The following is a 23,050-nucleotide window of genomic DNA, read 5'->3' as shown; positions in this document are numbered from 1 at the left end:
ATGACAGAGGCAATTGGCAACTCCTCCTTCGACGTGATCACCGACGAGGAGTACCAGCGCCAGTGCGCCGTGTACGAGCCGTTCACCGATGCGGTCCGCAGGCTCATCGAGGCCGGGATCCGTACCGGCGTCGACGCGGAGACCCTGTCCGGTGCACAAACCGAGATCGAAGCGATCGTCGACAGACTCCTTGCGGTGCAAAAGCCCGTGCCCTCGATCGTGCGGCTCGCCGACACCGGTCGTCCGCTGTCGTACGCGAATCCGACTGTGGGGCTGCGCAACGCCATCGCCCCGCCGATGGGGATCACCCACCACGACGGGCCGGACGGCCGCTGCTGGGCCGAGTTCGACCTGGGGCTGCCCTACGAAGGCCCGCCCGGCCTGGTGCACGGCGGAATCTGCGCCCTGGTGCTGGATCAGCTGCTCGGCGAGGTTGCCAGCGCCGGACTGACGAAGCCACATTTCACCGGCACCATCACCGTGCGTTATCTGCGTGGCACCCCGCTGGGGCGGGTCCGGGCCGAGGCTTGGGTGGACCGGACCGACGGCGTCAAGACCTTTGCACGTGGCACCCTTTCCGACGCCGAGGGTGTGACCGTCGAGGCCGACGGCATCTTCATCCGGCCGCAGTGGGCGCGCGGGTGAAGTTCTACGTCTCCCTGGCGTTCCTGGACATCAGTGAACTGACCGAGATCGCCCGGGCCGCAGACGAACTCGGCTACGACGGCATCGCGATCCCGGACCATGTGGTGAACCTGGAGACGCTGAGCACGCCGTACCCGTACACGCCCGACGGGCAGCGGCGCTGGCAGCCGTTCACGCACTGGCCGGACCCGTGGGTGCTGGTCGGTGCCCTGGCGCAGGTGACCAGCCGCGTGAAATTCGTGACGACGGTGTACATCCCGGGGATGCGCGACCCGTTCTCGGTCGCGAAGTCCGTCGGGACCGCGGCCTGCCTGTCCGGCGGCCGGGTCGAGTTCGGTGTCGGCGTGGGCTGGTGCGCCGACGAATTCGCCTTGATGGGGCAGGCTTTCGAGCGTCGCGGCAAGCGCACCGACGAGATGCTGGAGCTGATCCGGCAGCTGTGGCAGCCCGGCTGGACGTCGTTCGACGGGGAGTTCTACCAGGTGCCGCGGCTCGAGATGGAGCCGACGCCGCCACCGGTGCCCGTCTACGTCGGCGGACTCAGTGAGATCGCGCTGCGCCGGGCCGCCCGCAACGACGGCTGGATCGGGGACCTGATCACCACTGACCAGGCCATCGCCGCGGCGACCCGGGTGCGCGAACTGCGCGTCGAAAACGGTTTACCGATCGAGGGTTTCGAGATTCTGACACCGCTGGCCGATGCGTACCTGCCGGAGCATTTCGAGCGCGCCGCGCGGGCGGGCATCACCGGCAACATCACGATGCCCTGGATGTTCTACAGCGGTCCCACAGCCACACTGGCCGAGAAGATCGACGGACTCAAGCGCTTTCGCGTCGACCTCGGTCTGTGACTAGCGTTTCCGCAGCGCGTCCAGTGCGATGGCGCCGCCGCCGGTGAAGACCAGCAGGAACAACGCGAAGCAGTAGAGCACCGCGGGCTCGCCGCCGTTGGCGATGGGCAGCAGGCCTTTCGGCTGGTGCGCCATGAAATACGCGAAAGCCATCTCGCCGGAACCGATGAAGGCGGCGATGCGGGTGGCCAGGCCGGTGAAGATCAGGATGCCGACGATGAGCTCGATGGCGCCGGCGTACCAGCCCGGAAAACTGCCGAAATCCGGTGCGGCCACGCCGGGATTGGTGTCGACCGGCCACTTGAACAGCGTGGTGGCGCCGTGGATCGTGAACAGGAAGCCGATGACCATCCGGAAAACGGAGAGCACGATGGGAGCGACCGCGTCGAGCCGCGATTCGATGTCAGTCTGAGCCATGGCGACATCATATGAGGTTCCTGTGACGCGCCAGGTGCCGCGAGATTGCGGAATGGGAGCAAATTTCCGCGATGTGCCTCACAGCGCCACAGAACTCGGCGCTGAGTCACCTGGTTCGCCCCCGGAGGCAGGGGGCGAACCAGGTGTCGGTCATCCGATAGCGGCCCTGCCGTAGTTGTCGGCGTAGGCGTTGGCGACCCCGGGCAGGATCTCGACGATGGCGAAATAGCGGTCCCAGAGCGGTGTTTCGCGAAGCTCTTCGACCGCCAGCTCGTACTCGTGCGGGTCGGCGGCCGCCAGCACCCACACATCGGTGACCCGGGCGGTGTAGAACTCCGTGTCGTACCACGTGAAGTTGACCGCCTTGTGGCGGTCGAGGATCGGCTGCAGATGCCGCGCGAGTTCGTCGAACCGCTTGGCCACCGGGAAACCGAGCCACTCGGGATTGGTCTTGACCAGCATGAAAACCGTGAACATTGGCGAACCTCGTTCTCTCGCTTGTGAATAGGGTTGGAGAGAAACGAAAACAGGTCAACGAATCTCTCCGTTGACCTGTGAGGTTGTCAGCACCGTGAGCAGTGTCGCTCACAATGGTTAGGCTAGCGTACTTATTGTGGCTCGGCAAGGCATGCGGCCGAGTCGCGCACCCCGTAGACGCAGACTGCCCCTCTCCCGAAGGAGAGGGGCAGTCCTTTGCGCTCGCGACTCAGCAGTCGTAGTAGAGCGAGAACTCGTACGGGTGAGGGCGAATCTGCACCGGCAGGATTTCGTTCTCCCGCTTGTACGAGATCCAGGTCTCGATCAGGTCCTCGGTGAACACGCCACCCTCGGTGAGGTAGTCGTGATCCTGCTCGAGGCGGTCGATGACGGCAGCCAGCGAGGTCGGGGCCTGCGGGATGTTGGCGGCCTCGTCCGGCGGCAGCTCGTAGAGGTCCTTGTCGACCGGGGCCAGCGGCTCGATCTTCTTCTTGATGCCGTCGATACCGGCCATGAGCATCGCCGAGAAGGCCAGGTACGGGTTACCCGAGCTGTCCGGGCAACGGAACTCGAGGCGCTTGGCCTTCGGGTTGTTGCCGGTGATCGGGATACGCACACACGCCGAGCGGTTGCGCTGGCTGTACACCAGGTTGATCGGGGCCTCGTAGCCCGGCACCAGACGCTTGTAGGAGTTCACCGTCGGGTTGGTGAACGCCAGCAGCGACGGGGCGTGGTGCAGGATGCCGCCGATGTAGTGGCGCGCCATGTCGGACAGGCCGGCGTAGCCGGACTCGTCGTGGAACAGCGGCTTGCCGTCCTTCCACAGCGACTGGTGGGCGTGCATGCCCGAACCGTTGTCGCCGAACAGGGGCTTCGGCATGAAGGTGACGGTCTTGCCGTTCGCCCACGCGGTGTTCTTGATGATGTACTTGAACAGCAGCACGTCATCGGCGGCGGCGAGCAGCGTGTCGAACTTGTAGTTGATCTCGGCCTGGCCGGCGGTGCCGACCTCGTGGTGGCCGCGCTCCAGGGTGAAGCCGGAGTTGATCAGGTTGGTCGACATCTCGTCGCGCAGGTCCACGTAGTGGTCGTACGGCGCGACGGGGAAGTAGCCACCCTTGGGGCGGACCTTGTAGCCACGGTTGGCGGAGCCGTCGGCCTCGAAGGGCTCGCCGCTGTTCCACCAGCCCGACTCGGAGTCGACCTCGTAGAAGGTGCCGTTCATCTTCGAGTCGAACGCCACGGAGTCGAAGATGTAGAACTCGGCCTCGGCACCGAAGTAACAGGTGTCCGCGATGCCGGTGCTGGCGAGGTAGTTCTCGGCCTTGCGGGCGACGTTACGCGGGTCACGGGAGTAGGCCTCGCGCGTGAACGGGTCGTGCACGAAGAAGTTCATGTTCAGCGTCTTGGCGGCGCGGAACGGATCGATGCGCGCGGTGTTGGCATCCGGCAGCAGCATCATGTCGGACTCGTGGATCGACTGGAAGCCGCGCACCGACGAACCGTCGAACGCCAGGCCGTCCTCGAAAACGCTCTCGTCGAAGGCCGAAGCCGGGATCGAGAAGTGCTGGACAACACCCGGCAGATCGCAGAAACGAATGTCGACGTACTCGACGTTCTCGTCCTTGATCAGCTTGAAAATGTCGTCAGACGTCTTTTCTGCCACGTAAGTGATCTCCTTTACTGGTGTTACCCGCGGTTGAACCTAGGGACACGATGTTGCACGCCAATCAACCGTATGTTTCGCGGACGTTACGCGATCGACGGTTTGGGTAACCGCGGACCACCCGCCGCGCGGTTCGGTTGCACGAGCGCGCACGCCTATCCTGACACCATGTCCGGTGCAGATGGATTTCGGCTCGGTTCGTGGCTGTCCGGGCCCGAATCGCAGCGCCCCGTTGATGACGCCACATACCCGGGTAAAGCCCTGGGCCTGCCGGAAACCGGACCGGGTTCCCTCGCCCGATTTGGCCGTCGCTTCGCCGCGCTGTTGGTGGACTGGCTGATCTGCTACGGCCTGGGCACCCTGAGTGTGGTGTTCGGCGGGCTCAGTGAATACGAGTACCAATACGTCTGGCACGGCACCCCCGCGGTGATCGCCTGGGTCGTCGTCGGCACGGTTTCGGTGCGGCTCTTCACCTTCACGCCCGGACAGTTCGCGCTCGGGCTGCGCGTCGTGTCCGTCGGCCGGAGCCAGTACGTCGGGCTCGGCCGCGCCTTCGTGCGCATGCTGCTGGTGCTGCTGGCCGTGCCCGCGCTGCTCACCGATGCCGACGGCCGCGGGCTGCAGGACCGGCTGACCCACACCGCCGTCCTGCGCCGCTGACCACCGCCCCCTGGCGTGATTTGTGCACGATAATCCGCGGCCACCGCGGATTATCGTGCACAAATCGCTGACTGCGACTACTTACGGCGCGCGGTGCGCTGCATGCCCTTCATCTTGGCGCCGGCGGGCAGCGGACCCTTGGGCAGACCGCCGGGGCCCAGCTTGGAACCCAGAGCGGCCAGACGGGACTCGAGCGCGTCCATCTGCTTGGTGGTGATGTTGGCGGGCAGCTTGGTCAGGTGCCGTTCCAGCTTGGACAGCGGCACCTGGTCCTCTTCGTTGCCGACCACGATGGTGTAGATCGGCACCTCGCCGACCAGTCGTGCGGTGCGCTTCTTCTCCTGCGCCAGAAGCGGTTTCAGGCGCTGCGGCGAACCCTCGCCGACGAAGATCACACCCGGCCGGCCGACCACCCGGTGCACGGCATCGAAGCTGCCGGTGGCGGCGACGCCCTGCGTGACCCGCCACTGGCCGCGCATGTTGTCCAGCGCCCAGGCCGCCGCGCCGGTCTGGCCGTCAGCCTTGCTGTAGACCGACTTCTGCGCGCGCCTGCCGAAGATGATGAACGCGACCAGCGCGCCGAGCAGCACGCCCAGGATGGGCAGCGTGATCCAGCTGAAGATGCCGCCGGAGTACGCGGCCATCGCGACGGCGAGCGCCACGATCAGCACGAACGCGCCGATCATGTACGGCAGCAGCCGCTTGTCCTCTTTGCGCTGAATCTGGAACGCCTGCCAGAGCTGGGCGCGGCGCTGCTTCGAGGCGGCCTTGCGGGCCGCCTTCGCCTCGGCCTTCGCAGCCTTCACAGCAGCAGGATTGGTGGTCTTCGCCATGCCACCAGGATAGATTCAGGAAACCGGTGGCCGTAACCGGGCAGCCTGGGCGTACAGCTTCCCGGCCCGGTAGGACGACCGGACCAGCGGTCCGGCAAGCACACCGGCGAACCCGAGACCCTCGGCGAACTGCTGGTGCTCGACGAATTCCTCCGGCCGCACCCACCGCTCGACGGGGTGGTGCCGCGGCGACGGGCGCAGGTACTGCGTGATGGTGACGATGTCGCAGCCGGCGTCGTACAGGTCCTGCAGGGCCACTCGGATTTCCTCGGGCGTCTCGCCCATGCCGAGGATCAGATTGCTCTTGGTCACCAGGCCGTAGTCGCGGGCCGCGGTGATCACGCCGAGGCTGCGCTCATAGCGGAACGCCGGGCGGATGCGCTTGAAGATGCGCGGCACGGTTTCGACGTTGTGCGCGAACACCTCTGGGCGCGAGTCGAAGACCTGCTCGAGCAGCTCGGGCACGCCGTTGAAGTCGGGGGCCAGCAGCTCGACGCCGGTGTTCGGGTTGAGCGCGTGGATCTGGCGCACCGTCTCGGCGTACAGCCAGGCGCCGCCGTCGGGCAGGTCGTCGCGGGCCACCCCGGTGATCGTGGAGTAGCGCAGACCCATGGTGTGCACGCTCTCGGCGACCCGGCGGGGTTCGTCACGGTCCAGGTCGGCGGGCTTGCCGGTGTCGATCTGGCAGAAGTCGCAGCGGCGGGTGCACTGCTCGCCGCCGATCAGGAAGGTGGCCTCGCGGTCCTCCCAGCATTCGTAGATGTTGGGGCAGCCGGCCTCTTCGCAGACGGTGTGCAGGCCCTCGCGCTTGACCAGGCTCTTGAGGTCCTTGTACTCGGGGCCCATCTTGAGCTTGGTCTTGATCCACGGCGGCTTGCGCTCGATCGGCGTCTCCGCGTTGCGGACCTCCAGGCGGAGCAGCTTGCGGTTACCGGGATCGACGCTCATGGTGTCGATGTTAGTGCGGGAGCGCCGAGTGCCGTGCACACCGCTGACGCCACCCGGTCCATGACGTCCTCCGGCGTGACCTCGCGGCCCAACTCCTTCGTCAGCGACGTCACACCGGCGTCGGCGATGCCGCACGGGACGATGCCGCCGAACGCACGCAGGTCGCAGTTGCAGTTCAGGGAGAAGCCGTGCAGCGTCGTGCCGCGGGCGACGCGGATGCCGATGGCGGCGATCTTGCGTTCGGGCCGCAGCTCGTCGGCCGCCAGCCAGACGCCCGACCGGCCGTCCACCCGGATGGTCTGCAGGCCGAGCTCGGCGCAGACCGCCATCAGCGCATCCTCGAGCAGCCGAACGAATTTCACCACGTCGAGCGGCTGCGCCAGGCCGATGATCGGGTAGCCGACCAGCTGTCCGGGACCGTGCCAGGTGATCTTGCCGCCGCGGTCGGTGTCGATGACGGGGGTGCCGTCGACCGGCCGCTCATGCGGTTCGGTCCGGCGGCCGGCGGTGTAGACGGGTGGGTGCTCGAGCAGCAGCAGCGTGTCGTCGCCGCGCTCGTCGGAGCGGGCGTCAGCGAGCTCCCGCTGGAGCGCCCAGGCGTCGTTGTAGTCGATGGTGCCCAGCCGGCGCACGTCGATCGGGCCGCCGGCAGATCGGATCGTCACCGAACTGACGCTACGCCTGCTGGAGTCAGGCCGCGTTGGGGGCGGTGACGTAAGACAGCGCCTCGCCGATGGTCCGCTGGTGGAACTCGAAGCCGGCATCCTCCAGCGCGGCCGGGATGGCGCGCTGGCCGCCGAGCAGTCCCTCCTCGGCGAACTCGCCGAGCGCGGCCCGCAGCGCGAAACCGGGCATCAGCAGCGGGGTGGGGCGGTGCAGTGCCCGTCCCAGCGCCTCGGTGAACTCACCGTTGGTGACCGGCGCCGGCCCTGTCAGATTGAGCGGTCCGGACAGGTCGTCGTGATTCAGCGCGAACAGCAGGGCCCGCACCTCGTCCTCCAGCGTGATCCACGGCATGTACTGGCGCCCGCTGCCCAGCCGGGCACCCAGCCCGAGCCCGAAGACCGGACGGAGCCGGGCCAGCATGCCGCCTGCCGGCGCCAGCACCAGGCCGGTGCGCGCGAGCACGACGCGGACACCGGCGTCGGCCGCCGGCCGCGTGGCGGCCTCCCAGTCCAGACACAGCCGGGCCAGGAAGCCGGTGCCGGCGGGGGAGCGCTCGTCGGCGATCCGGTCCCGCGTATTGCCATAGAAGCCAACGGCACTGGCGTTGATGAGCACGGGCACTCCGGCGTCGACGACGGCGTCGGTCAGCACCTCGGTCGGGACGATGCGGCTGTCACGGAGGCTCTGCTTGAACGCTCCCGACCACCGGCGGGAACCGACGCTCACCCCGCACAGGTTGACCACGGCATCGACGTCACGCAACGTGCGCCAGTCGAAGTCGCCGGCGTCGGGGTTCCAGTACACCTCGTCGGCGTTGGCCGGTTGGCGGCGCACGATGCGCACCACCCGATGGTCGGTGGCACGGAGCGCCGACACCAGTGCGGAACCGATGAGTCCCGACGAGCCCGCGATGGCTATGACCGCGTGCGCCATGGGATTACAGCCCCAGGTCGGCCTCGAACGCACCCTCTTCGAGACGACGTTTGATGGTGGTCACGAACCGTCCGGCGTCGGCGCCGTCGATCAGGCGGTGGTCGTAGGTCAGCGGCAGGTAGCACACCGACCGGACACCGATCGACTCGTTGCCGCCCTCGTCCACGACGACCCGCGGCCGCTTGACGATGGCACCGGTGCCGAGCATGGCCGCCTGCGGCGGAACCAGGATCGGGGTGTCGAACAGCGCGCCCTGGCTACCGATGTTGGTGATGGTGAAGGTGCCGCCGGCCAGCTCGTCGGGCCGCAGGTTGCCCGAGCGGGCGCGGTCCGCGATGTCGACGATCGCGCGGGCGAGGCCACCGAGGGACAGGTCACCGGCGTTGTGCACGACCGGCGACAGCAGGCCCTGCTCGGTGTCCACCGCGAAGCCGAGGTGCTCGGCGTCGTAGTAGGTGATCTCCTTGGTTTCCTCGTTGTAGCTGGCGTTGACGTTCGGGTGGATCTTCAACGCGTCGATCACGGCGCGGGCGATGAACGGCAGATACGTCAGGTTCACACCCTCGCGCTCGGCGAACGAGTTCTTGGCGCGGGCCCGCAGCGACACGATGCGGGTCATGTCGACCTCGTGGGTCTGGGTCAGCTGAGCCGTGGTCTGCAGCGACTCGCGCGTCTTCTTGGCCGTGATCTGACGGATCCGGGTGGCCTTCTGCGTGGTGCCACGCAGGTGCGCCAGCGCGGGCGCGGGAGCTGCTGCGGCCGGGGCCTTGGCGGCCGGAGCGGCCGGAGCCGACGCGGCGGCAGGTGCGGCGGGGGCCTTGGCGGCCTCGGCCGCGGCGAGCACGTCCTGCTTGCGGATGCGGCCGCCGACGCCGGTGCCCTGCACCGAAGCGAGGTCAACGTTGTTCTCCGCAGCCAACTTTCGCACCAGCGGGGTGACGTAGGGGCTGGCGTCGTCGGCCGGGGCGGACGTGGCGGCCGGAGCTGCGGCGGCGGGTGCCGGGGCAGCCGGGGCGGGAGCAGGCGCGGGGGGCGGGGTCGGTGCGGCCGGCGCCGGGGGAGCCGGCGGCGGCGTCGGCGCGGCGGCGGTTGCCGGGGCCTCAGCGGCCGGGGCCGGTGCCTCAGGGGCGGGTGCCGGTGCCGGGGCCGAACCGGCGGCACCGATCTTCGCGAGCTCGCCGCCGATGGACACGACGTCGTCCTCGTCAGCGGTGATGGAAAGCAGCACGCCCGCGATCGGCGACGGGATTTCGGTGTCGACCTTGTCAGTGGAGACCTCGACGAGGGGCTCGTCGACCTCGACGGAGTCGCCGACCTTCTTGAGCCAGCGGGTCACGGTGCCCTCGGTGACCGACTCGCCCAGCGTGGGCATCACGATCGAGGTGGCGTCGGCAGCGTCGGAGGCCGCCGGAGCGGGGGCCGACGCGGGCGCTTCGGCGGCAGGTGCGGGAGCCGGGGTGGGCTCCGGCGCGGGGGCCGCGGCGGGCTCGGGAGCCGACGGTGCGGCGGTTGAAGCGGGGGCTGCGGCCGGCTCCGAGCCGGCCTCACCGATGACGGCGAGTTCGCCGCCGATCTCGACCACGTCGTCTTCCTGCGCGACGATCTTGGTCAGGACACCGGCTGCAGGCGACGGGATTTCGGTGTCGACCTTGTCGGTGGACACCTCGAGCAGGGGCTCGTCGACCGCGACGGTGTCGCCCTCCTGCTTGAGCCATCGAGTGACGGTCCCCTCGGTAACGCTCTCACCGAGTGCGGGCATCTGGACGGAGATGGCCATTACGTTGACTCCTCGAAAAGTTCGCTCGTCACTTCGAATGTCTCAGGCCCCATCCTGTCATGCTCGCGCAGTCGAGGAGGGGCGGGTCGGGACTTTGTCCCGCTGTGTTGACACCCTCGCTGAGCAGGCTACTGTCGCATTCGAACCGGTACCGGCGGTACGGGATATTTTGAGGTCAGGCGGGTGTGACGATGCAGTTTGTGGACAGCGCGGACGGGACGCGGATCGCGACCTACGAAGAGGGCAACCCCGACGGTCCGGTGGTGGTACTGGTGCATGGCTGGCCGGATTCGCACGACATGTGGGACGCCACCGTGCCCCACCTCGCCGACACCTACCGCGTGATCCGCTACGACAACCGCGGATCGCGCAATTCCGGTGTGCCCAAGAAGGTTTCGTCGTACACCATGGCCCACTACGCCGATGACTTCGCGGCCGTCATCGCCGCGTTGGCGCCCGGCGAGAAGGTCCACGTACTGGCCCACGACTGGGGCTCGGTCGGCATGTGGGAATACCTGTCGCGGCCCGAGTCGGTGGATCGCATCGCGTCCTTCACCTCGACGTCGGGACCGAGCGCCGACCACACCCGGCACTTCATCATGGAGGGCTTGAAGCGCCCGTATCGGCCGGTGCGGTTCCTGCAGTCGGTGTCGCAGTTCCTGCGACTGACGTATCAGGGTTTCTTCTCGATACCGCTCGTGGCGCGAGTGCTGGTTCGGGCCACTGTGCCGACCATCCTGCCGCAACTGATGAAACATCTTGATGGCATGTCCGACAAGCAGATTCGGCATTCGGACACCTTCGCGACCGACGCCGCGAACAGCCTCAAGGTGTACCCCGCCAACTACTGGCGGACCATCTTCAAGGGCCGGCGCGACCACTACGTCAACGTGCCGGTGCAGGTGATCGTCAACCGTGGCGACCAGTTCGTCCGCCCGCACCTGTACGACGAGACGCCGCAATGGGTTCCGCGGCTGTGGCGCCGCGACATCGAGTCGGGGCACTGGTCGCCGATGTCGCATCCGGAGGAGCTGGCAACCGCGGTGCGCGAGTTGGCCGACCACCTCGCCGGTGCCGAGCCGGCCCGGGATCTGCACGACGCATACGTGGGCTAGGCGGGCGGTGGGTCAGCCCATCGGCTTGCCGTCGACGGTGATGTTCTTGGGATCGACCTGCTGGCCGTTGATGGTGATCTGATGATTCCCGTTGCCGTCATGGTTGACGTTCACGTTGAGCGTCGGGGGCGGGCACAGCTCGTTGTTTCCGACCCACCCGCCGCCGGGCGCGCACTCGTTCGGAGCCCCGGCGCCGACGTTCTGGTTGGCATCGTTCCAGCCGGGATCGCACTGATCGTTGCCGCCCATCCGGTCGATCACATTGCGGAACGGACACAGTTGATCGGGGACGGGTTCCTGCTCGGGGTCGGCGAGTGCCGTGCTGGTGCTGCTCAATCCGGCTAACTCCAGGCCAATAACGGCGACTGCCACGGCGATAACGCGAATGAACTTGTTCATGCAGGAAAAATACGCCGGTGTGGAGATTGGCATGCCGAAAATGCGGTAACTGGCGTCAATCCAGCTACCGCATCGGGCGAATGGCTAGCCGTTCTTCGCGATGTCTTCCAGCACGGCGAACATGGTCAGCGTCGGGACGCCGGTGCCGCCCTTACCGGTGTAGCCCCAGGGGCCGCCGGTGTTGTAGGCCGGGCCGGCGACGTCGAGGTGCGCCCACTGAACACCGTCGGCGACGAACTCGCGCAGGTAGACCCCGGCCACCGACATGCCGGCGTTGCGCGCGCCGCTGACGTTGGCCAGGTCGGCCACCGTCGACTTGAGGTCATCCTTGAGTTCCTCGGGCAGCGGCATCGGCCAGCCGTTCTCGCCGACCTCCTGGGAGAGCTTGGCGACCCGGTCGCGGAAGTCGTCGGTGCCCATCACGCCGGGGGTGCGCACGCCGAGTGCCACCAGCTGCGCGCCGGTCAGCGTCGCGGTGTCGATCAGGTAGTCGGGGTTGTCCTCGCAGGCGCGGACGATGGCATCGGCCAGGATCAGCCGGCCCTCGGCATCGGTGTTGAGCACCTCGATGGTGGTCCCGCCGTACTGGGTCAGTACGTCGCCGGGGCGCTGCGCCGTCGACGACGGCATGTTCTCGGCCATGGGGACGGTCGCGATGACGTCGACCGGCAGCTGCTGGCGCGCCGCCAGCACGATGGTGGCGATGACGGCCGCGGCGCCGCCCATATCAGAGGTCATGTGGTGCATGTTGGCGGCCGGCTTGATCGAGATGCCGCCGGTGTCGAAGGTGATGCCCTTGCCCACGAGCGCCACCTTCTTGGCGTTCTTCGTGCCGGAGCGGTAGGTCAGGCGCACGAGTCGGGGCCCCCGGGACGAGCCCTTGCCGACGCCCACGATGCCGCCGAAACCGGCATCCTCCAGTTCCTTCTTGCCCAGCACCTCGACCTCGAGGCCCGCCGACTTACCCAAAGCCTTTGCCCGCTTGGCGAATTCACCCGGGTACAGGTGGCTCGGCGGGGTGTTGACGAAATCGCGGGCCGTCGCGACCGCGGTCGCCACGTCGACACCCCGAGCCGCGGCGGTCTCGGCGTCGTCTGCGGTGGACAGAACCGTGAGGGCAGTCAGGCCCGCCTCCTTGGGGGCGGTCTTCGCGCTGCGGAATTCGGAGAAGCGGTAGGCGCCCAGGATCAGGCCCTCGACGGCCGCGGCCACATCCAATTCGGAGAGGGTGGTCACGACGGTCTCGGTGCCGTTGAGGGAACGGGCGGCCACGCCCGCGGCGCGGCGGATCACGTCGGCCGGCCATTCGTCGCGGTCCTTGCCGAGGCCGACGGCCAGCACGCTGGCCACCGGCAGTGACGGGACGAGCACGCGCGTCACCTGCTCGGTCGAACCCTTCGCGCCCAGTGCCTTCAGCGCCACCTCGATCTCACCGGTGGCCTCGGCGTCCAGAAACGGGTTGGCCACGACCGTGGCCTCGTCGTTCTCGCCGGTGATGACCGGCACGATCAGCACCGCAGCGTCCAGATCGGACGGCAGGGCGGATGCGAGGGTGACGGCGGGGGACTGGTAACCGGGTGCGCTGCTCACCGGTCCCACCCTAGTCATCACGCCTGCCGGGCCGCCCGCTCAGCCTCCGGGCACAGCTCGAATGCGGTCACGGGGTCGTTGAAGCCCTTGAGTACCAAGGGCTCCCGAGGCGCGACCGGCCATTTGCCCGGCATGTCGTACCACGGCGCGGCCACCAGAATCTGCCCCGGCTCGGCCGCGGCCACCAGGCGGGCCGCCAGATTCACCGGGTTGCCGAAGTAATCACCGCCGGTGGCGACCACCGAACCGAAGCTCAGGCCGGCCCGCACGCTGATGTTGGCCATCTTCGGGCGCGGATGGTGCACCAAATCCATGGCGACCTTGGCGAGCGATTCGGGTGTCGCGCTGACCCACATCACCGCATCACCGATGAACTTGACCACCCGACCTCCGTCGGCGTGCACCACGTCATTGGTGATGGCGTTGAACTCGTTGAGCAGGCTGGTCAGATCGGCCGGTGTGAGCCGCTGCGTGAGCTGCGTGAAATTGGACAGGTCGGCAAACCCGACACCGCAGTCCACTGTTAACGACTCGTGGTGGACGATGGCATCGAAATACGTTCGGGCAGCGAACAAATGGTGGCGGTGAAACGAGTCGATCATGCCGCCGATGCGCGGGATGAAGGCGGCCGCCGACCGGTAGGCCTGTGCCGTCACGAGTTCGTCGTGGCTGTGCGCCAGATCGAGTTCCGGCAGACCGGCGCGGCTCATCGACGCCAGCGCCTCCGCCACCCGCGCCACGCTCGCACCGATCACCCGGAGGAAGCCCGTCGCGGCGTCGTCGCCGATCGCGGTCCGCAGATCGGTCCAGGTGCGCAGCGCCTCGATGTCGTTGTCGGTGAGCGTCGGCGTATTCGGGTCGGCGACCGTCAGGCCCAGGACCGCCCAGGCCTGCTCGACGTCGGCCAGCGGCAACCCGAGCGCCTGGGCGGCGTCGGTCAGGCTGTGCCGGGGCTGCCCCGACCACTGCACGACGTCGCCCGCCAGCCCGAACAACCGGCCCTGGCGCTCTGCTGCGACCATCTGCTCCGCGGTGAAGCCCAGGCTGTCCAGGTACTCGATGAGCGGCGCGCGCCGACGCGCATCGGCGATGCCCGCGGCTTCCAATGCGTCGAAGTCGACCACGAGATGAGTTTGCCAGCTACGGGGCGGTGATGGGCGGACTGGGCTTTGCGGATGTGTGGTTACCAGTCTTCTCGATCCTGGTCCGACGGTTGGTCGTACGGGACGTAGAAGTCGAATGGGTCTACGTCGCTTGGCAGTTCCTCAGCGCGAGAATTGGCAGCGATGCTGCGGAGAGCCTCGGCTGCAGAGGCGTCGACACCGTCGAAGTCGGCGAGCAGTAGTTCTTGAAGACGATGGACCTCGGCCATGGCCTCGGCGACTTTGGCCGCCATGAGTTGGCTGGCTTTCTGAGCGGTGGCCGCGATCAGTCGGCCGAGTTCTTCGCGGTCGAGGCGCACGGTCTCGTCGGCCAGGTCGACATCAGTTACCAGGCCCGAGACTGCGACGGTGACGCGAACCAAATCGTCGGGGGAGCATGCCTGAACTTCGCCGATCTCGTCGACCGCTCGGCGGGTACGGGCGATCAATTCGGCTTGGCCTTCTAGACTTTCGATATCGATGAACCGGTTGTCGGTCATGTGGGTAACCGTTCGACGTGAATTGGCAGGGGGTACTCAGTTGCCGCCATGTCTGAAGATTTCGTAGGCCTCCTGGATTACCGGTGCCACGGCGTCGTACGTCTCCCACGTGTCTGGTGCGGCGTAACTGACCTCGTACCTGGCGATTTCGGGGATAGCGTCGTAGACGCGCAGATACTGACGATAGGCCGCTTCGCAGAACGCGGCGCCGCGTGCGGTGACATCGGCCGAGTTGATCTCTCCACAGCATTGGTCGACCAGGAACTTTCCTGGAGTGATCGACCGGGCAAGCAGCGGTGCGGTATTCGTTCTCTCGGTGTCGACCAGATCGTTGTGGGCCAGCCAGGCGAAGAACATGCCAATGTGGGTGGCGGTGCAGTCGGGGTCCAGGCCGTGTTCACCGACTGAATCTTGGTGCCAACCAGCGTCGTCGTAGGTCATCGGCGTGTTTCTCCTTCAATGGGGCGGGCAGCTCGGTCGGGTGCCCGGAAGTTCTGGAGCGGTGGTGCGGTGCACGTCAGTCGGGGAGCCGTTCCATGGCACGTTTGGCGACTTTCCGCACCCAGGGATCGTGGTCATTGACGTAGGGCGCGACGCGGTCGCGCACGCCAATGGCCTTCATCGAAACCAGTGCCTTGATGGCGAAGTATGCGTAACCGTTGTCGAGCCAGTGCAGTGCGATTGCTTGTGCTTCCGAGGTCTTTACCCTGCCGAGGTACTCGATCAATGCTCCTCGCGGATAGTCCGGTGGCAATTCGTCGATCAGGGCAGCGATGGCCGGGAAGTCGGTCTTAGTAGCGATATGAGCCAACGCATATTCGGTGAAGTCTCGTACTGGTCCGGCTAATGGCGGTTGTCGCCGCAATTGCTGGATGAGCAGGTCGATCGCCCGTTGGTTGCCGCGCGCGGCCGGGTCGTCCAGAGCACAGATCAGCCCCGAACGCAGGATCTCCCGGTGGTCAGATTCAGGCCCGGGGACACGTTCTTCCAGGTGCGTGAGCCAGTCGATGAAGATGGGGATGCCTTGTGGAACCGTCTCGGCACGGTCGGCCAACTCGCTGACTGTGTAGCAGGGGACGCCGACGGCGGCGAGCTCTTCCATGATTCTGCGGTCGTGTCCGCGTTGGCCGTCCGTGTAGCGCGCTGGGAGGTTGTGCATCCAGTCGTCGCCTTCGGGCATGCCTGGGTAGGTGATGGGTGGCCAGCTGCCGTCGGGGTTCTGCTTCGGAGGTGTGCGGCGCTTTTTGGGCGGCGGGGCTTCCTGCGGTGGTGGCGGTTTGCGGACTAAGTCGGCGCTGGTGGCCTCAACTGCACCGATTGCCTCGCGCAATGCGGCGACGGTGGCATCCCGTGCGCCTTGCGGATCAGATGTCATCGTTGTCGTCCAGTTCTTTGCGGATCAATTGGATCTGTCCAGAATCGATCATGGCCTGAATACGCGGATCGTTAATCACGGTGCGGTGATCGACCACCAACGTCATGGTGAAACCCTGCTGACGTGCCCACTCGGTCTCCGCGGCGATCTGGTCGTAGTTGCCACGAATCTCGTTGGTGTTCTTGACTTCAACGACATTCTTGTTGGCTCGGTCGATGTAATCCGGTTCGACGATCCTCGGGACACCGTTGACCGTGACCCTCACCCATCGTTTCTTGTAATTGCCCGGCACCCCGGCCCGGTCCTCCCCGCGCTTGCCGGCCGCGTCATTGTCACGGTCGCCGCGGTTTCGAATTGGATTGGTCTGTCGAGGTGTGCGGTTGAGAATCGAGGACAGCCCCTGGGTGCTGCCGGTCGCGAGCGAATAGATGCCCTGATTGGACTTGGCGGCAGTGTCGACCGTGCCATTGATGCCTTCGATCAGCTTGTCCATGCCGCGCGCGTACGCGATTTTGTTGGTTTTGATCAATTCGTCAAGTTGACGGACCATCCACGACCCGAACGGAAGCCGGCGCGCGGCGATCTTGTCGATCTCATACGACTTGATGATCAAATCGAGAATCTTCAGGGACGTTCTGCCGGTGCTCTTGTCGATAGTGGCAACCCGGTGAACTTCCGAGCATGCGGTGCCCAATGCGCTTGCTGCGTCGCCAGTGTCTCGTAGCGATCTGCAGACGGCCGCGACCTCGTCAACAATTCCGTTGACCTCGGGACTCTGGTGTTGCGCGTCGTTGGTGAACACCGTGGTGACGTCGTTCCACAGCTGCACGGCTGTGGCACCCTTGCTGTTGGCAAAACTCGTGAATTGTTTTCCGGCGCTGTCGATTCGGCCTTCATCACAATCGGCCCACTGCTTGGTGACGTATTCGGCAATCAAGTCCCACTTGTCGGGCTTCTCGTGCGTTCCGCCGACCGCATGCTGACTTGGATGGAGATTTGTCTCCAGCGTGCACCCCTGGGGTGCGGGCGGGGTTGGCTGATTCCCGCCACCGCCAGATTCGTTTTCGGCGTGGGCGTGGTTGAGGCCCGCCTGATGAACGAGGTAACCGAGTTCGCGGGCAGCGATGGCGGTAATTGATCCGAGTTCGAAGACGTCGGAAGCTGACTGGTCAAAACTCTGCGCCCATGTCGGTCCACCAGAGGCGTACGTTCCCGCGGACTGGCTGACATCGAGTGCGTTGTCGAGATTCTTTACGTCCGTTGCGAGCTGCGCTGACGCAGCACAAAGTTTGGCGGCCACCGCGTAATAGTTCTCTGGAGTGATCTTCGTCAACGGCTCACTCCTAGTGGAACATTTCGACGTTCTTGCGCCGCGCCTCGGTGTAGTTGTCGCGAGCTGTCGCGACGTACGCCCGGTACGCCCTCAGTGAATCCAGATGCTGGCGGGCGGTGTTCTGCCAGCCCTCATGGAAGTCGGTAAAGGCTGCTGCGGCAGAGCCTGAGTAGTGGTTGAGTACGGCCGCCACCGCGGATTTCGTAGTGGCGCAATGGGTTGTGATCTCCTCAATTGATCGGTCCAGCGCTGTGATGAACTCGTTCATCTCATCGAGGTCGTATTCGTATGTGGGCAACGTTGTCTCACATCTGCTGTGCGATGTCGGCGCCCGACGACGCATCCTGACCGCGGTAAAGACCAGCAGCGACAGACAATTTCGTGGCGTTGTCCGCCAGCGCGTCGAGGTGCCGACGGAACTTGTCGTGTACGTCGGTCCACATTTGCGCGCCTACATCGGCGGTACGGCCTCTCCATGCGCCCTGAAGAGTCTCATGGCTGTCATGAGCCCTCGATAACGCCGCTTGGATGGCGTCATGCGCCGCATGGAGCTGCGCCGCACCGTGATCCAGAACGTCTGGATCCACCCGTAAACTGTTATCCATCCCCACCCCCCCACGAGGTATGAGATCCGCCGATGGACTGGCATACGCGATTCAGCCCTGCAACCCAAGCTGATCTCAACGAGCTGCTGCAGGCCAGCATACAAGTCGCAGCCACGGCATTGAGCTTTCAGAACCTGGCGCCGTTCATGTTGGTCATCGACTCCGGCGGTCACCGCACCATGCGTGCCTTGGGGGCGTCCGTCCGTAACACTGCGGACGCCGTGATGTCGGCACTCCATAACGACGACGATGCTCAACGGCTGCGGGCACGCGCCACTGTCTTGGATGTCACTGTGCGCGCACCATTCGCCGGCGACGCGATCAACATCCGGCTCGAACATCGCGATGGCCCGGCGGTCGACGTTCTGGTCCCGTATAGAACCACCGCTGACGGCGTCACAATCGATGCCGAAGCCATGACAACCAGCGTCGATACCCCGAATCTGTGGCCGCAGCACTAGGCTGTCTGGCCGTGAGCGAACTGTTGCAGGGCCCGCTGGAAGACCGTCACCGCGAACTCGGGGCGAGTTTCGCCGAATTCGGCGGCTGGTTGATGCCGGTGTCGTACGCCGGCACCGTGGCCGAGCACAACGCCACCCGCGAGACCGTCGGCCTGTTCGACGTCAGCCACCTCGGCAAGGCGCTGGTGCGTGGCCCCGGCGCCGCCGAGTTCGTCAACTCCGCCTTCACCAACGACCTGCGCCGCATCGGGCCGGGCAAGGCGCAATACACGTTGTGCTGCAACGAATCCGGCGGCGTTATCGACGACCTGATCGCCTACTACGTCTCCGACGACGAGATCTTCCTGGTGCCCAACGCGGCCAACACCGCCGCCGTGGTCGCCGAGCTGCAGCGCCTCGCCCCGCCCGAACTGACCATCACCGACGAGCACCGCTCCTACGCCGTGCTCGCCGTGCAGGGGCCGAAGTCCACCGAGGTGCTCACCGCGCTCGGGCTGCCGACCGACATGGACTACATGGGATACGCCGACGCCGAATACGAGGGTGTCCCGGTCCGGGTGTGCCGCACCGGCTACACCGGCGAGCACGGTTACGAACTGCTGCCCGAGTGGGACCGCGCGGGTGTTGTGTTCGACGCGCTCGTCGCCGCGGTCAAGGACGCCGGCGGTGAACTCGCCGGACTGGGCTCGCGCGACACGCTGCGCACCGAGATGGGCTACCCGCTGCACGGACATGAACTGTCGCTGGACATTTCGCCGCTGCAGGCCCGCTGCGGCTGGGCCATCGGCTGGAAGAAGGACGCGTTCTGGGGCCGCGACGCCCTGCTCGCGGAGAAGGAAGCCGGCCCCAAGCGCACGTTGCGCGGTCTCAAGGCGGTCGGTCGTGGCGTGCTGCGCGCCGACCTCACCGTCTTGGATGGTGACAAGCCAGTGGGCATCACCACGTCGGGCACCTTCTCGCCGAGCCTCAAGGTCGGCATCGCGCTGGCGCTGCTCGACACCGCAGCCGACATCGCCGACGGCGCGCGCGTGACCGTCGACGTCCGCGGCCGGGCGCTCGAGTGCGAGGTCGTCGCGCCGCCGTTCGTGGCGGCCAAGACGCGCTAGCCGCGACGAAAACGCGCTAGCCACGGGCGATACAATCGGCATATGACCGATGGCCCCCTCGAATTCACCGTTTCGCGCGCGAGCAACCCGGCGAGCGACGAGGTAAGGGCCCAGGTTCTGGCCGACCCCGGATTCGGGCGGTTCCACACCGACCACATGGTGGCCATCGACTACACCGTCGACCGCGGCTGGCATGACGCGCGGGTCACCGAGTACGGCCCCATCGAGCTGGATCCGTCGGCCATCGTCCTGCACTACGCGCAGGAGGTCTTCGAAGGTCTGAAGGCGTACCGCTGGAATGACGGCTCGATCGTGTCGTTCCGCCCGGAGGCCAACGCCGCCCGACTGCAGTCGTCGTGCCGGCGCCTGGCCATCCCGGAGCTGCCCGAGGACGTCTTCGTCGAGTCGCTGCGTCAGCTGATCGCCGTCGACAACGAGTGGGTGCCCGCTGCCGGTGGTGAGGCGTCGCTGTACCTGCGGCCGTTCATCATCGCCACCGAGCCGGGCCTGGGCGTGCGGCCCGCCAACGAGTACCGCTACCTGGTGATCGGCTCGCCGGCCGGCGCCTACTTCAAGGGCGGCATCAAGCCGGTGTCGGTGTACCTGTCCACCGAGTACGTGCGGGCCAGCCCCGGTGGCACCGGTGCGGCCAAGTTCGGTGGCAACTACGCCGCCTCGTTGCTCGCGCAGGCGCAGGCCGCCGAGATGGGTTGCGACCAGGTGGTCTGGCTGGACGCCATCGAGCGCCGGTACGTCGAAGAGATGGGTGGCATGAACCTGTTCTTCGTGTTCGGCAGCGGTGGTTCGGCGCGGCTGGTCACCCCGGAGCTGTCCGGTTCGCTGCTGCCCGGCATCACGCGGGATTCGTTGCTGCAGTTGGCCGTTGACGCCGGCTTCGCCGTCGAGGAACGCAAGATCGACATCGACGAGTGGCAGAAGAAGGCCGCTGCGGGCGAGATCACCGAGGTGTTCGCCTGTGGTACCGCGGCCGTCATCACCCCGGTCGCGCACGTGAAGTACGGCCACGGCGAATCGGCCGGCGAGTTCACCATCGGTGATGGCCAGCCCGGTGAGGTCACCATGGCGCTGCGCGACACCCTCACGGGAATCCAGCGCGGCACGTTCGCCGACACCCACAATTGGATGACCCGGCTGGGATAGTTTCCTGCGTTGACGCTGCGGCTACGGCGCAAAGGTGCGAGTAAGCAGCGCCCTGGCCGCAGTGTCAACGAGGTTTGCGGCTAGTGGGCAGCGAGTCCCAGCGCCGTCAGCGTCGTCGTGATCTCGACGGCCGCGCCCAGCACGTCGCCGGTGATCCCGCCGAACCGGCGGACGCAGTGCGCCACCAGTAGCGCGGTGACCCCCAGGGCGACGAGTACGACGACCGGGCCCTGCCACAACCGCGGCGTCGCCCACGCCGATGCGGCCGCGACCGCCACCGTCCACGCCGCGACCACCCATACCGGTTGGCTACCGGCAACCATCGCACCCAGCGTGCTGCCCGGTGCCGCCGGTACCGACGTGCGGCAGGCCGTCAGGGCGGCGACGCGGCCCGCAGTGACGGCGATGACGACCGCCACCGGGCTCAGCGCGGCGAACGTCATGCTCTGTGCGCCGATCGCGACCACGATCGCGGCCACCCCGAACGGGCCCGCGGTGCCGCCGCGCATGACGGCCAGGGCCCGCTCAGGCGGTCCGTAGCAGCCGAGGCCGTCGACGGTGTCGGACAGCCCGTCGATGTGCAGGCCACGGGTCAGCAGGAGCAGCACCGCCACCGCGAGCAACCCGGCGAGCGGGCCGGTCATGTACACCTGCCCGGCGCCCCACACCACGGCCGCGGCGATACCGCCGAGAACGACGCCCACGGCCGGCAGTGCGGTCAGTGTGCCGCGGCCGAACGGCCGGTCACTGCGCACCGGCAGGACGGTGCTGAACGCGAAAGCCGAAGCGAGGGAACCGATCACAGTCAGTGGGCGGGTTTGTCGGTGACGTTCGCCTCGCCGAATGTGGCCATGGACGCCAGCGTCGCGACCGCGGCCCGCAGCACCGGCAGCGCCACCGCCGCGCCGCTGCCTTCGCCCAGGCGCATGCCGAGGTCCAGGATCGGGGTCAGCTGCAGGCGCTGCAGTGCCACCGCATGAGCGGGTTCGGTCGACAGGTGCGCGGCCTGCCACCAGGTCTTCGCGCCGGGGGCCAGCCGGTCGGCGACGAGCGCGGCCGCCGTCACCACCATGCCGTCGAGCAGCACCGGCGTACGTCGCAGGGCGGCCTGGGCCAGGAAACCGGCCATGGCGGCCAGGTCGGCACCGCCGCAAACGGCAAGCAGCGCAACGGGATCGGCCTTGACCTGGCGGGCACGGAACAGCGCGTCGCGGATCGCCGCGGTCTTGCGCGCCCAGCCCTCGTCGTCGACACCGGTGCCGCGGCCCACGACGGCAACGGGCTCGGTCGCCGTCAGAGCGGCGACCAGAGTCGTTGCCGGAGTGGTGTTTCCGATGCCCATGTCGCCGGCGATGAGCAGGTCGGCACCCGCGTCGACCTCCTGATCGGCGATGGTGCGACCCGCCGCGATCGCCGCGATGGCCTCCTCGGTCGACAGCGCGTCCTCGACGGCGATGTTGCCGCTGCCGCGCCGCACCTTGTGGGCGCCGATCGCGGGGGAGTGGGCCTCACCGTCGACGGCGATGTCGGCCACGCGCACGGTGGCGCCGGCCACCTCGGCCAGCACGTTGATGGCGGCGCCGCCGGCGTCGAAGTTCGCCACCATCTGCGCGGTGACCTCTGACGGGAACGCGGAGACGCCCGATGCCGTCACGCCGTGGTCGCCGGCGAACACCACGATCCGCGCCCGCTCGAATTGCTTTGGCGGACAGACGCCCTGGCACGCCGACACCCAGACCGACAAATCCTCGAGGCGTCCCAGCGCGCCCGGCGGCTTGGTCAAGGTGAGCTGACGCGCGAGGGCAGCCTCGCGCACGTCGGCGTCGGGTTTGGTGAGATCGGGGAACTGGGCGCGGGGATCGCTCATCTGGGCTCCTTGACGGTGAGAGGCTGGCCGGCCACCACCAGCACCACGCGGTCGCAGACCGCGGCCAGGCGCTGGTTGAGCGAGCCCAGTTGGTCGGCGAACCGGCGGCCCGATTCCGTGGCGGGGACGACGGTCAGGCCCACCTCTGGGCTGACCAGGGCCAGTGGCGCGGTGAATTCGCTGACCGCGGAGGCCAATTCGTCGACATCGGTCTGGATCGAGCCGCCGGTCCAGGCGGCGCGCCGGTCCATCGCGGCGACGAGCCATCCGCCGATGTCATCGACCATCGTGGCGGCCGAGTCGCGCAAAGTAGCTGCCACGTCAGCGGATTCGACGGTCGACCAGTGCACCGGGCGACGGTTCTGATGGGCCGAAACCCGGGCGGCGAAGTCGGCGTCGCCGTCGACGGACCCGGTCGCGACGTAGCGCACCGGCCCGTCCGGACCCGCCGCACGGGCGATCCAGTCCTCGGCCCACTGCGACTTTCCCGACCGGATGCCGCCGAGCACCAGGGTGCGCACCG

The 23,050-nt window shown here is 67.1% G+C and carries 27 protein-coding genes; 7 read left to right on the top strand and 20 right to left on the bottom strand.

Features of this window, described 5'->3' with window-relative positions:
- Together G6N46_RS08890 and G6N46_RS08885 are read left to right on the top strand one after the other, a co-directional pair.
- A complete protein-coding gene (locus G6N46_RS08890; RefSeq protein WP_061005314.1) occupies positions 1-645 on the top strand; it encodes a PaaI family thioesterase in 645 nt (214 codons plus the stop codon).
- Positions 642-1,496 (top strand): TIGR03619 family F420-dependent LLM class oxidoreductase, encoded by an 855-nt coding sequence (locus G6N46_RS08885; RefSeq protein ID WP_061005329.1) that lies wholly within the window; start codon positions 642-644, stop codon positions 1,494-1,496. The genes G6N46_RS08890 and G6N46_RS08885 overlap by 4 nt, the downstream gene beginning before the upstream one ends.
- On the opposite strand, the gene G6N46_RS08880 is transcribed toward G6N46_RS08885, so the two are convergent.
- From G6N46_RS08880 to glnA, 3 genes are all read right to left on the bottom strand, one after another.
- Complete coding sequence (locus G6N46_RS08880) at positions 1,497-1,913, bottom strand: DoxX family protein (protein ID WP_061005312.1); 417 nt, start codon at positions 1,911-1,913, stop codon at positions 1,497-1,499.
- 150 nt (positions 1,914-2,063) lie between these two features.
- Positions 2,064-2,390, bottom strand: coding sequence for a darcynin family protein (locus G6N46_RS08875; protein ID WP_061005311.1), 327 nt, complete (start codon positions 2,388-2,390; stop codon positions 2,064-2,066).
- Between the two features lie 229 nt (positions 2,391-2,619).
- On the bottom strand, positions 2,620-4,056 hold the full coding sequence (glnA, locus tag G6N46_RS08870) for a type I glutamate--ammonia ligase (protein ID WP_061005309.1): 1,437 nt from the start codon (positions 4,054-4,056) through the stop codon (positions 2,620-2,622).
- Positions 4,057-4,224: 168 nt separating this feature from the next.
- Here glnA and G6N46_RS08865 point away from each other — a divergent pair, with 168 nt between their 5' ends.
- Positions 4,225-4,716, top strand: coding sequence for an RDD family protein (locus G6N46_RS08865; RefSeq protein ID WP_167526398.1), 492 nt, complete (start codon positions 4,225-4,227; stop codon positions 4,714-4,716).
- A 77-nt stretch (positions 4,717-4,793) separates the two neighbouring features.
- Here the strand turns inward: G6N46_RS08865 and G6N46_RS08860 are convergent, their stop codons facing one another.
- Genes G6N46_RS08860 through sucB form a run of 5 tightly spaced genes read right to left on the bottom strand, consistent with a single transcriptional unit; the run spans position 4,794 to position 9,873 of the window.
- Positions 4,794-5,549, bottom strand: coding sequence for a DUF4191 domain-containing protein (locus G6N46_RS08860; RefSeq protein ID WP_064859253.1), 756 nt, complete (start codon positions 5,547-5,549; stop codon positions 4,794-4,796).
- A gap of 15 nt (positions 5,550-5,564) precedes the next feature.
- Positions 5,565-6,497, bottom strand: coding sequence for a lipoyl synthase (lipA, locus tag G6N46_RS08855; protein WP_061005306.1), 933 nt, complete (start codon positions 6,495-6,497; stop codon positions 5,565-5,567).
- Complete coding sequence (gene lipB, locus G6N46_RS08850; RefSeq protein WP_061005304.1) at positions 6,494-7,162, bottom strand: lipoyl(octanoyl) transferase LipB; 669 nt, start codon at positions 7,160-7,162, stop codon at positions 6,494-6,496. Before lipB ends, lipA begins: the two co-directional genes overlap by 4 nt.
- A gap of 25 nt (positions 7,163-7,187) precedes the next feature.
- Positions 7,188-8,096 carry a TIGR01777 family oxidoreductase gene (locus G6N46_RS08845; protein WP_138248585.1) on the bottom strand — a complete coding sequence of 303 codons (909 nt, stop codon included), beginning with the start codon at positions 8,094-8,096 and terminating at the stop codon, positions 7,188-7,190.
- 4 nt (positions 8,097-8,100) lie between these two features.
- Entirely contained in the window at positions 8,101-9,873 is a 1,773-nt protein-coding gene (sucB, locus tag G6N46_RS08840; protein ID WP_163692674.1) for a 2-oxoglutarate dehydrogenase, E2 component, dihydrolipoamide succinyltransferase, read from the bottom strand.
- A gap of 191 nt (positions 9,874-10,064) precedes the next feature.
- Between sucB and G6N46_RS08835 the strand changes: the two genes are divergently transcribed.
- Positions 10,065-10,988: an alpha/beta fold hydrolase gene (locus tag G6N46_RS08835; RefSeq protein WP_138248618.1), complete on the top strand. Its 924-nt coding sequence runs from the start codon at positions 10,065-10,067 to the stop codon at positions 10,986-10,988.
- A gap of 12 nt (positions 10,989-11,000) precedes the next feature.
- Here the strand turns inward: G6N46_RS08835 and G6N46_RS08830 are convergent, their stop codons facing one another.
- The 9 genes from G6N46_RS08830 to G6N46_RS08790 all read right to left on the bottom strand — a co-directional run bounded on the left by G6N46_RS08830 (position 11,001) and on the right by G6N46_RS08790 (position 17,932).
- On the bottom strand, positions 11,001-11,387 hold the full coding sequence (locus tag G6N46_RS08830; protein ID WP_138248609.1) for a hypothetical protein: 387 nt from the start codon (positions 11,385-11,387) through the stop codon (positions 11,001-11,003).
- A gap of 84 nt (positions 11,388-11,471) precedes the next feature.
- A complete protein-coding gene (locus tag G6N46_RS08825; protein ID WP_407665088.1) occupies positions 11,472-12,995 on the bottom strand; it encodes a leucyl aminopeptidase in 1,524 nt (507 codons plus the stop codon).
- Positions 12,995-14,101, bottom strand: a complete 1,107-nt coding sequence (locus G6N46_RS08820; protein ID WP_138248611.1) for an adenylate/guanylate cyclase domain-containing protein — start codon at positions 14,099-14,101, stop codon at positions 12,995-12,997. Before G6N46_RS08820 ends, G6N46_RS08825 begins: the two co-directional genes overlap by 1 nt.
- A 59-nt stretch (positions 14,102-14,160) precedes the next feature.
- On the bottom strand, positions 14,161-14,619 hold the full coding sequence (locus G6N46_RS08815) for a YbaB/EbfC family nucleoid-associated protein (protein ID WP_135356735.1): 459 nt from the start codon (positions 14,617-14,619) through the stop codon (positions 14,161-14,163).
- Positions 14,620-14,655: 36 nt separating this feature from the next.
- On the bottom strand, positions 14,656-15,060 hold the full coding sequence (locus tag G6N46_RS08810; protein ID WP_135356734.1) for a DUF7832 domain-containing protein: 405 nt from the start codon (positions 15,058-15,060) through the stop codon (positions 14,656-14,658).
- A gap of 76 nt (positions 15,061-15,136) precedes the next feature.
- Positions 15,137-15,994, bottom strand: a complete 858-nt coding sequence (locus G6N46_RS08805) for a HEAT repeat domain-containing protein (protein WP_234791491.1) — start codon at positions 15,992-15,994, stop codon at positions 15,137-15,139.
- Complete coding sequence (locus G6N46_RS08800) at positions 15,984-17,327, bottom strand: putative toxin (protein ID WP_135356733.1); 1,344 nt, start codon at positions 17,325-17,327, stop codon at positions 15,984-15,986. The genes G6N46_RS08805 and G6N46_RS08800 overlap by 11 nt, the downstream gene beginning before the upstream one ends.
- Before the next feature lie 10 nt (positions 17,328-17,337).
- On the bottom strand, positions 17,338-17,625 hold the full coding sequence (locus tag G6N46_RS08795; protein ID WP_163692672.1) for a WXG100 family type VII secretion target: 288 nt from the start codon (positions 17,623-17,625) through the stop codon (positions 17,338-17,340).
- Between the two features lie 7 nt (positions 17,626-17,632).
- Positions 17,633-17,932 carry a WXG100 family type VII secretion target gene (locus tag G6N46_RS08790; protein WP_135356731.1) on the bottom strand — a complete coding sequence of 100 codons (300 nt, stop codon included), beginning with the start codon at positions 17,930-17,932 and terminating at the stop codon, positions 17,633-17,635.
- Positions 17,933-17,964: 32 nt separating this feature from the next.
- On the opposite strand from G6N46_RS08790, the gene G6N46_RS08785 reads away from it, so the two are divergent.
- Genes G6N46_RS08785 through G6N46_RS08775 form a run of 3 tightly spaced genes read left to right on the top strand, consistent with a single transcriptional unit; the run spans position 17,965 to position 20,660 of the window.
- A complete protein-coding gene (locus G6N46_RS08785) occupies positions 17,965-18,393 on the top strand; it encodes a hypothetical protein (protein WP_135356730.1) in 429 nt (142 codons plus the stop codon).
- An 11-nt stretch (positions 18,394-18,404) separates the two neighbouring features.
- Positions 18,405-19,499: a glycine cleavage system aminomethyltransferase GcvT gene (gcvT, locus tag G6N46_RS08780; protein WP_135356729.1), complete on the top strand. Its 1,095-nt coding sequence runs from the start codon at positions 18,405-18,407 to the stop codon at positions 19,497-19,499.
- A gap of 42 nt (positions 19,500-19,541) precedes the next feature.
- Entirely contained in the window at positions 19,542-20,660 is a 1,119-nt protein-coding gene (locus G6N46_RS08775) for a branched-chain amino acid aminotransferase (protein WP_061001349.1), read from the top strand.
- 80 nt (positions 20,661-20,740) lie between these two features.
- Here the strand turns inward: G6N46_RS08775 and G6N46_RS08770 are convergent, their stop codons facing one another.
- From G6N46_RS08770 to G6N46_RS08760, 3 genes are read right to left on the bottom strand one after another with little or no spacing between them, the layout of a single operon-like run.
- Positions 20,741-21,463: an adenosylcobinamide-GDP ribazoletransferase gene (locus G6N46_RS08770; RefSeq protein ID WP_138248612.1), complete on the bottom strand. Its 723-nt coding sequence runs from the start codon at positions 21,461-21,463 to the stop codon at positions 20,741-20,743.
- Positions 21,464-21,465: 2 nt separating this feature from the next.
- A complete protein-coding gene (gene cobT, locus G6N46_RS08765; RefSeq protein ID WP_061001347.1) occupies positions 21,466-22,527 on the bottom strand; it encodes a nicotinate-nucleotide--dimethylbenzimidazole phosphoribosyltransferase in 1,062 nt (353 codons plus the stop codon).
- Positions 22,524-23,048, bottom strand: coding sequence for a bifunctional adenosylcobinamide kinase/adenosylcobinamide-phosphate guanylyltransferase (locus G6N46_RS08760; protein WP_061001346.1), 525 nt, complete (start codon positions 23,046-23,048; stop codon positions 22,524-22,526). The genes cobT and G6N46_RS08760 overlap by 4 nt, the downstream gene beginning before the upstream one ends.
- Positions 23,049-23,050 lie beyond the last annotated feature (2 nt).

The sequence above is a fragment of the Mycolicibacterium phocaicum genome, assembly GCF_010731115.1.
In the GTDB taxonomy this organism is placed as follows: domain Bacteria; phylum Actinomycetota; class Actinomycetes; order Mycobacteriales; family Mycobacteriaceae; genus Mycobacterium; species Mycobacterium phocaicum.
This window is presented reverse-complemented; position numbering and strand designations above follow the sequence as displayed.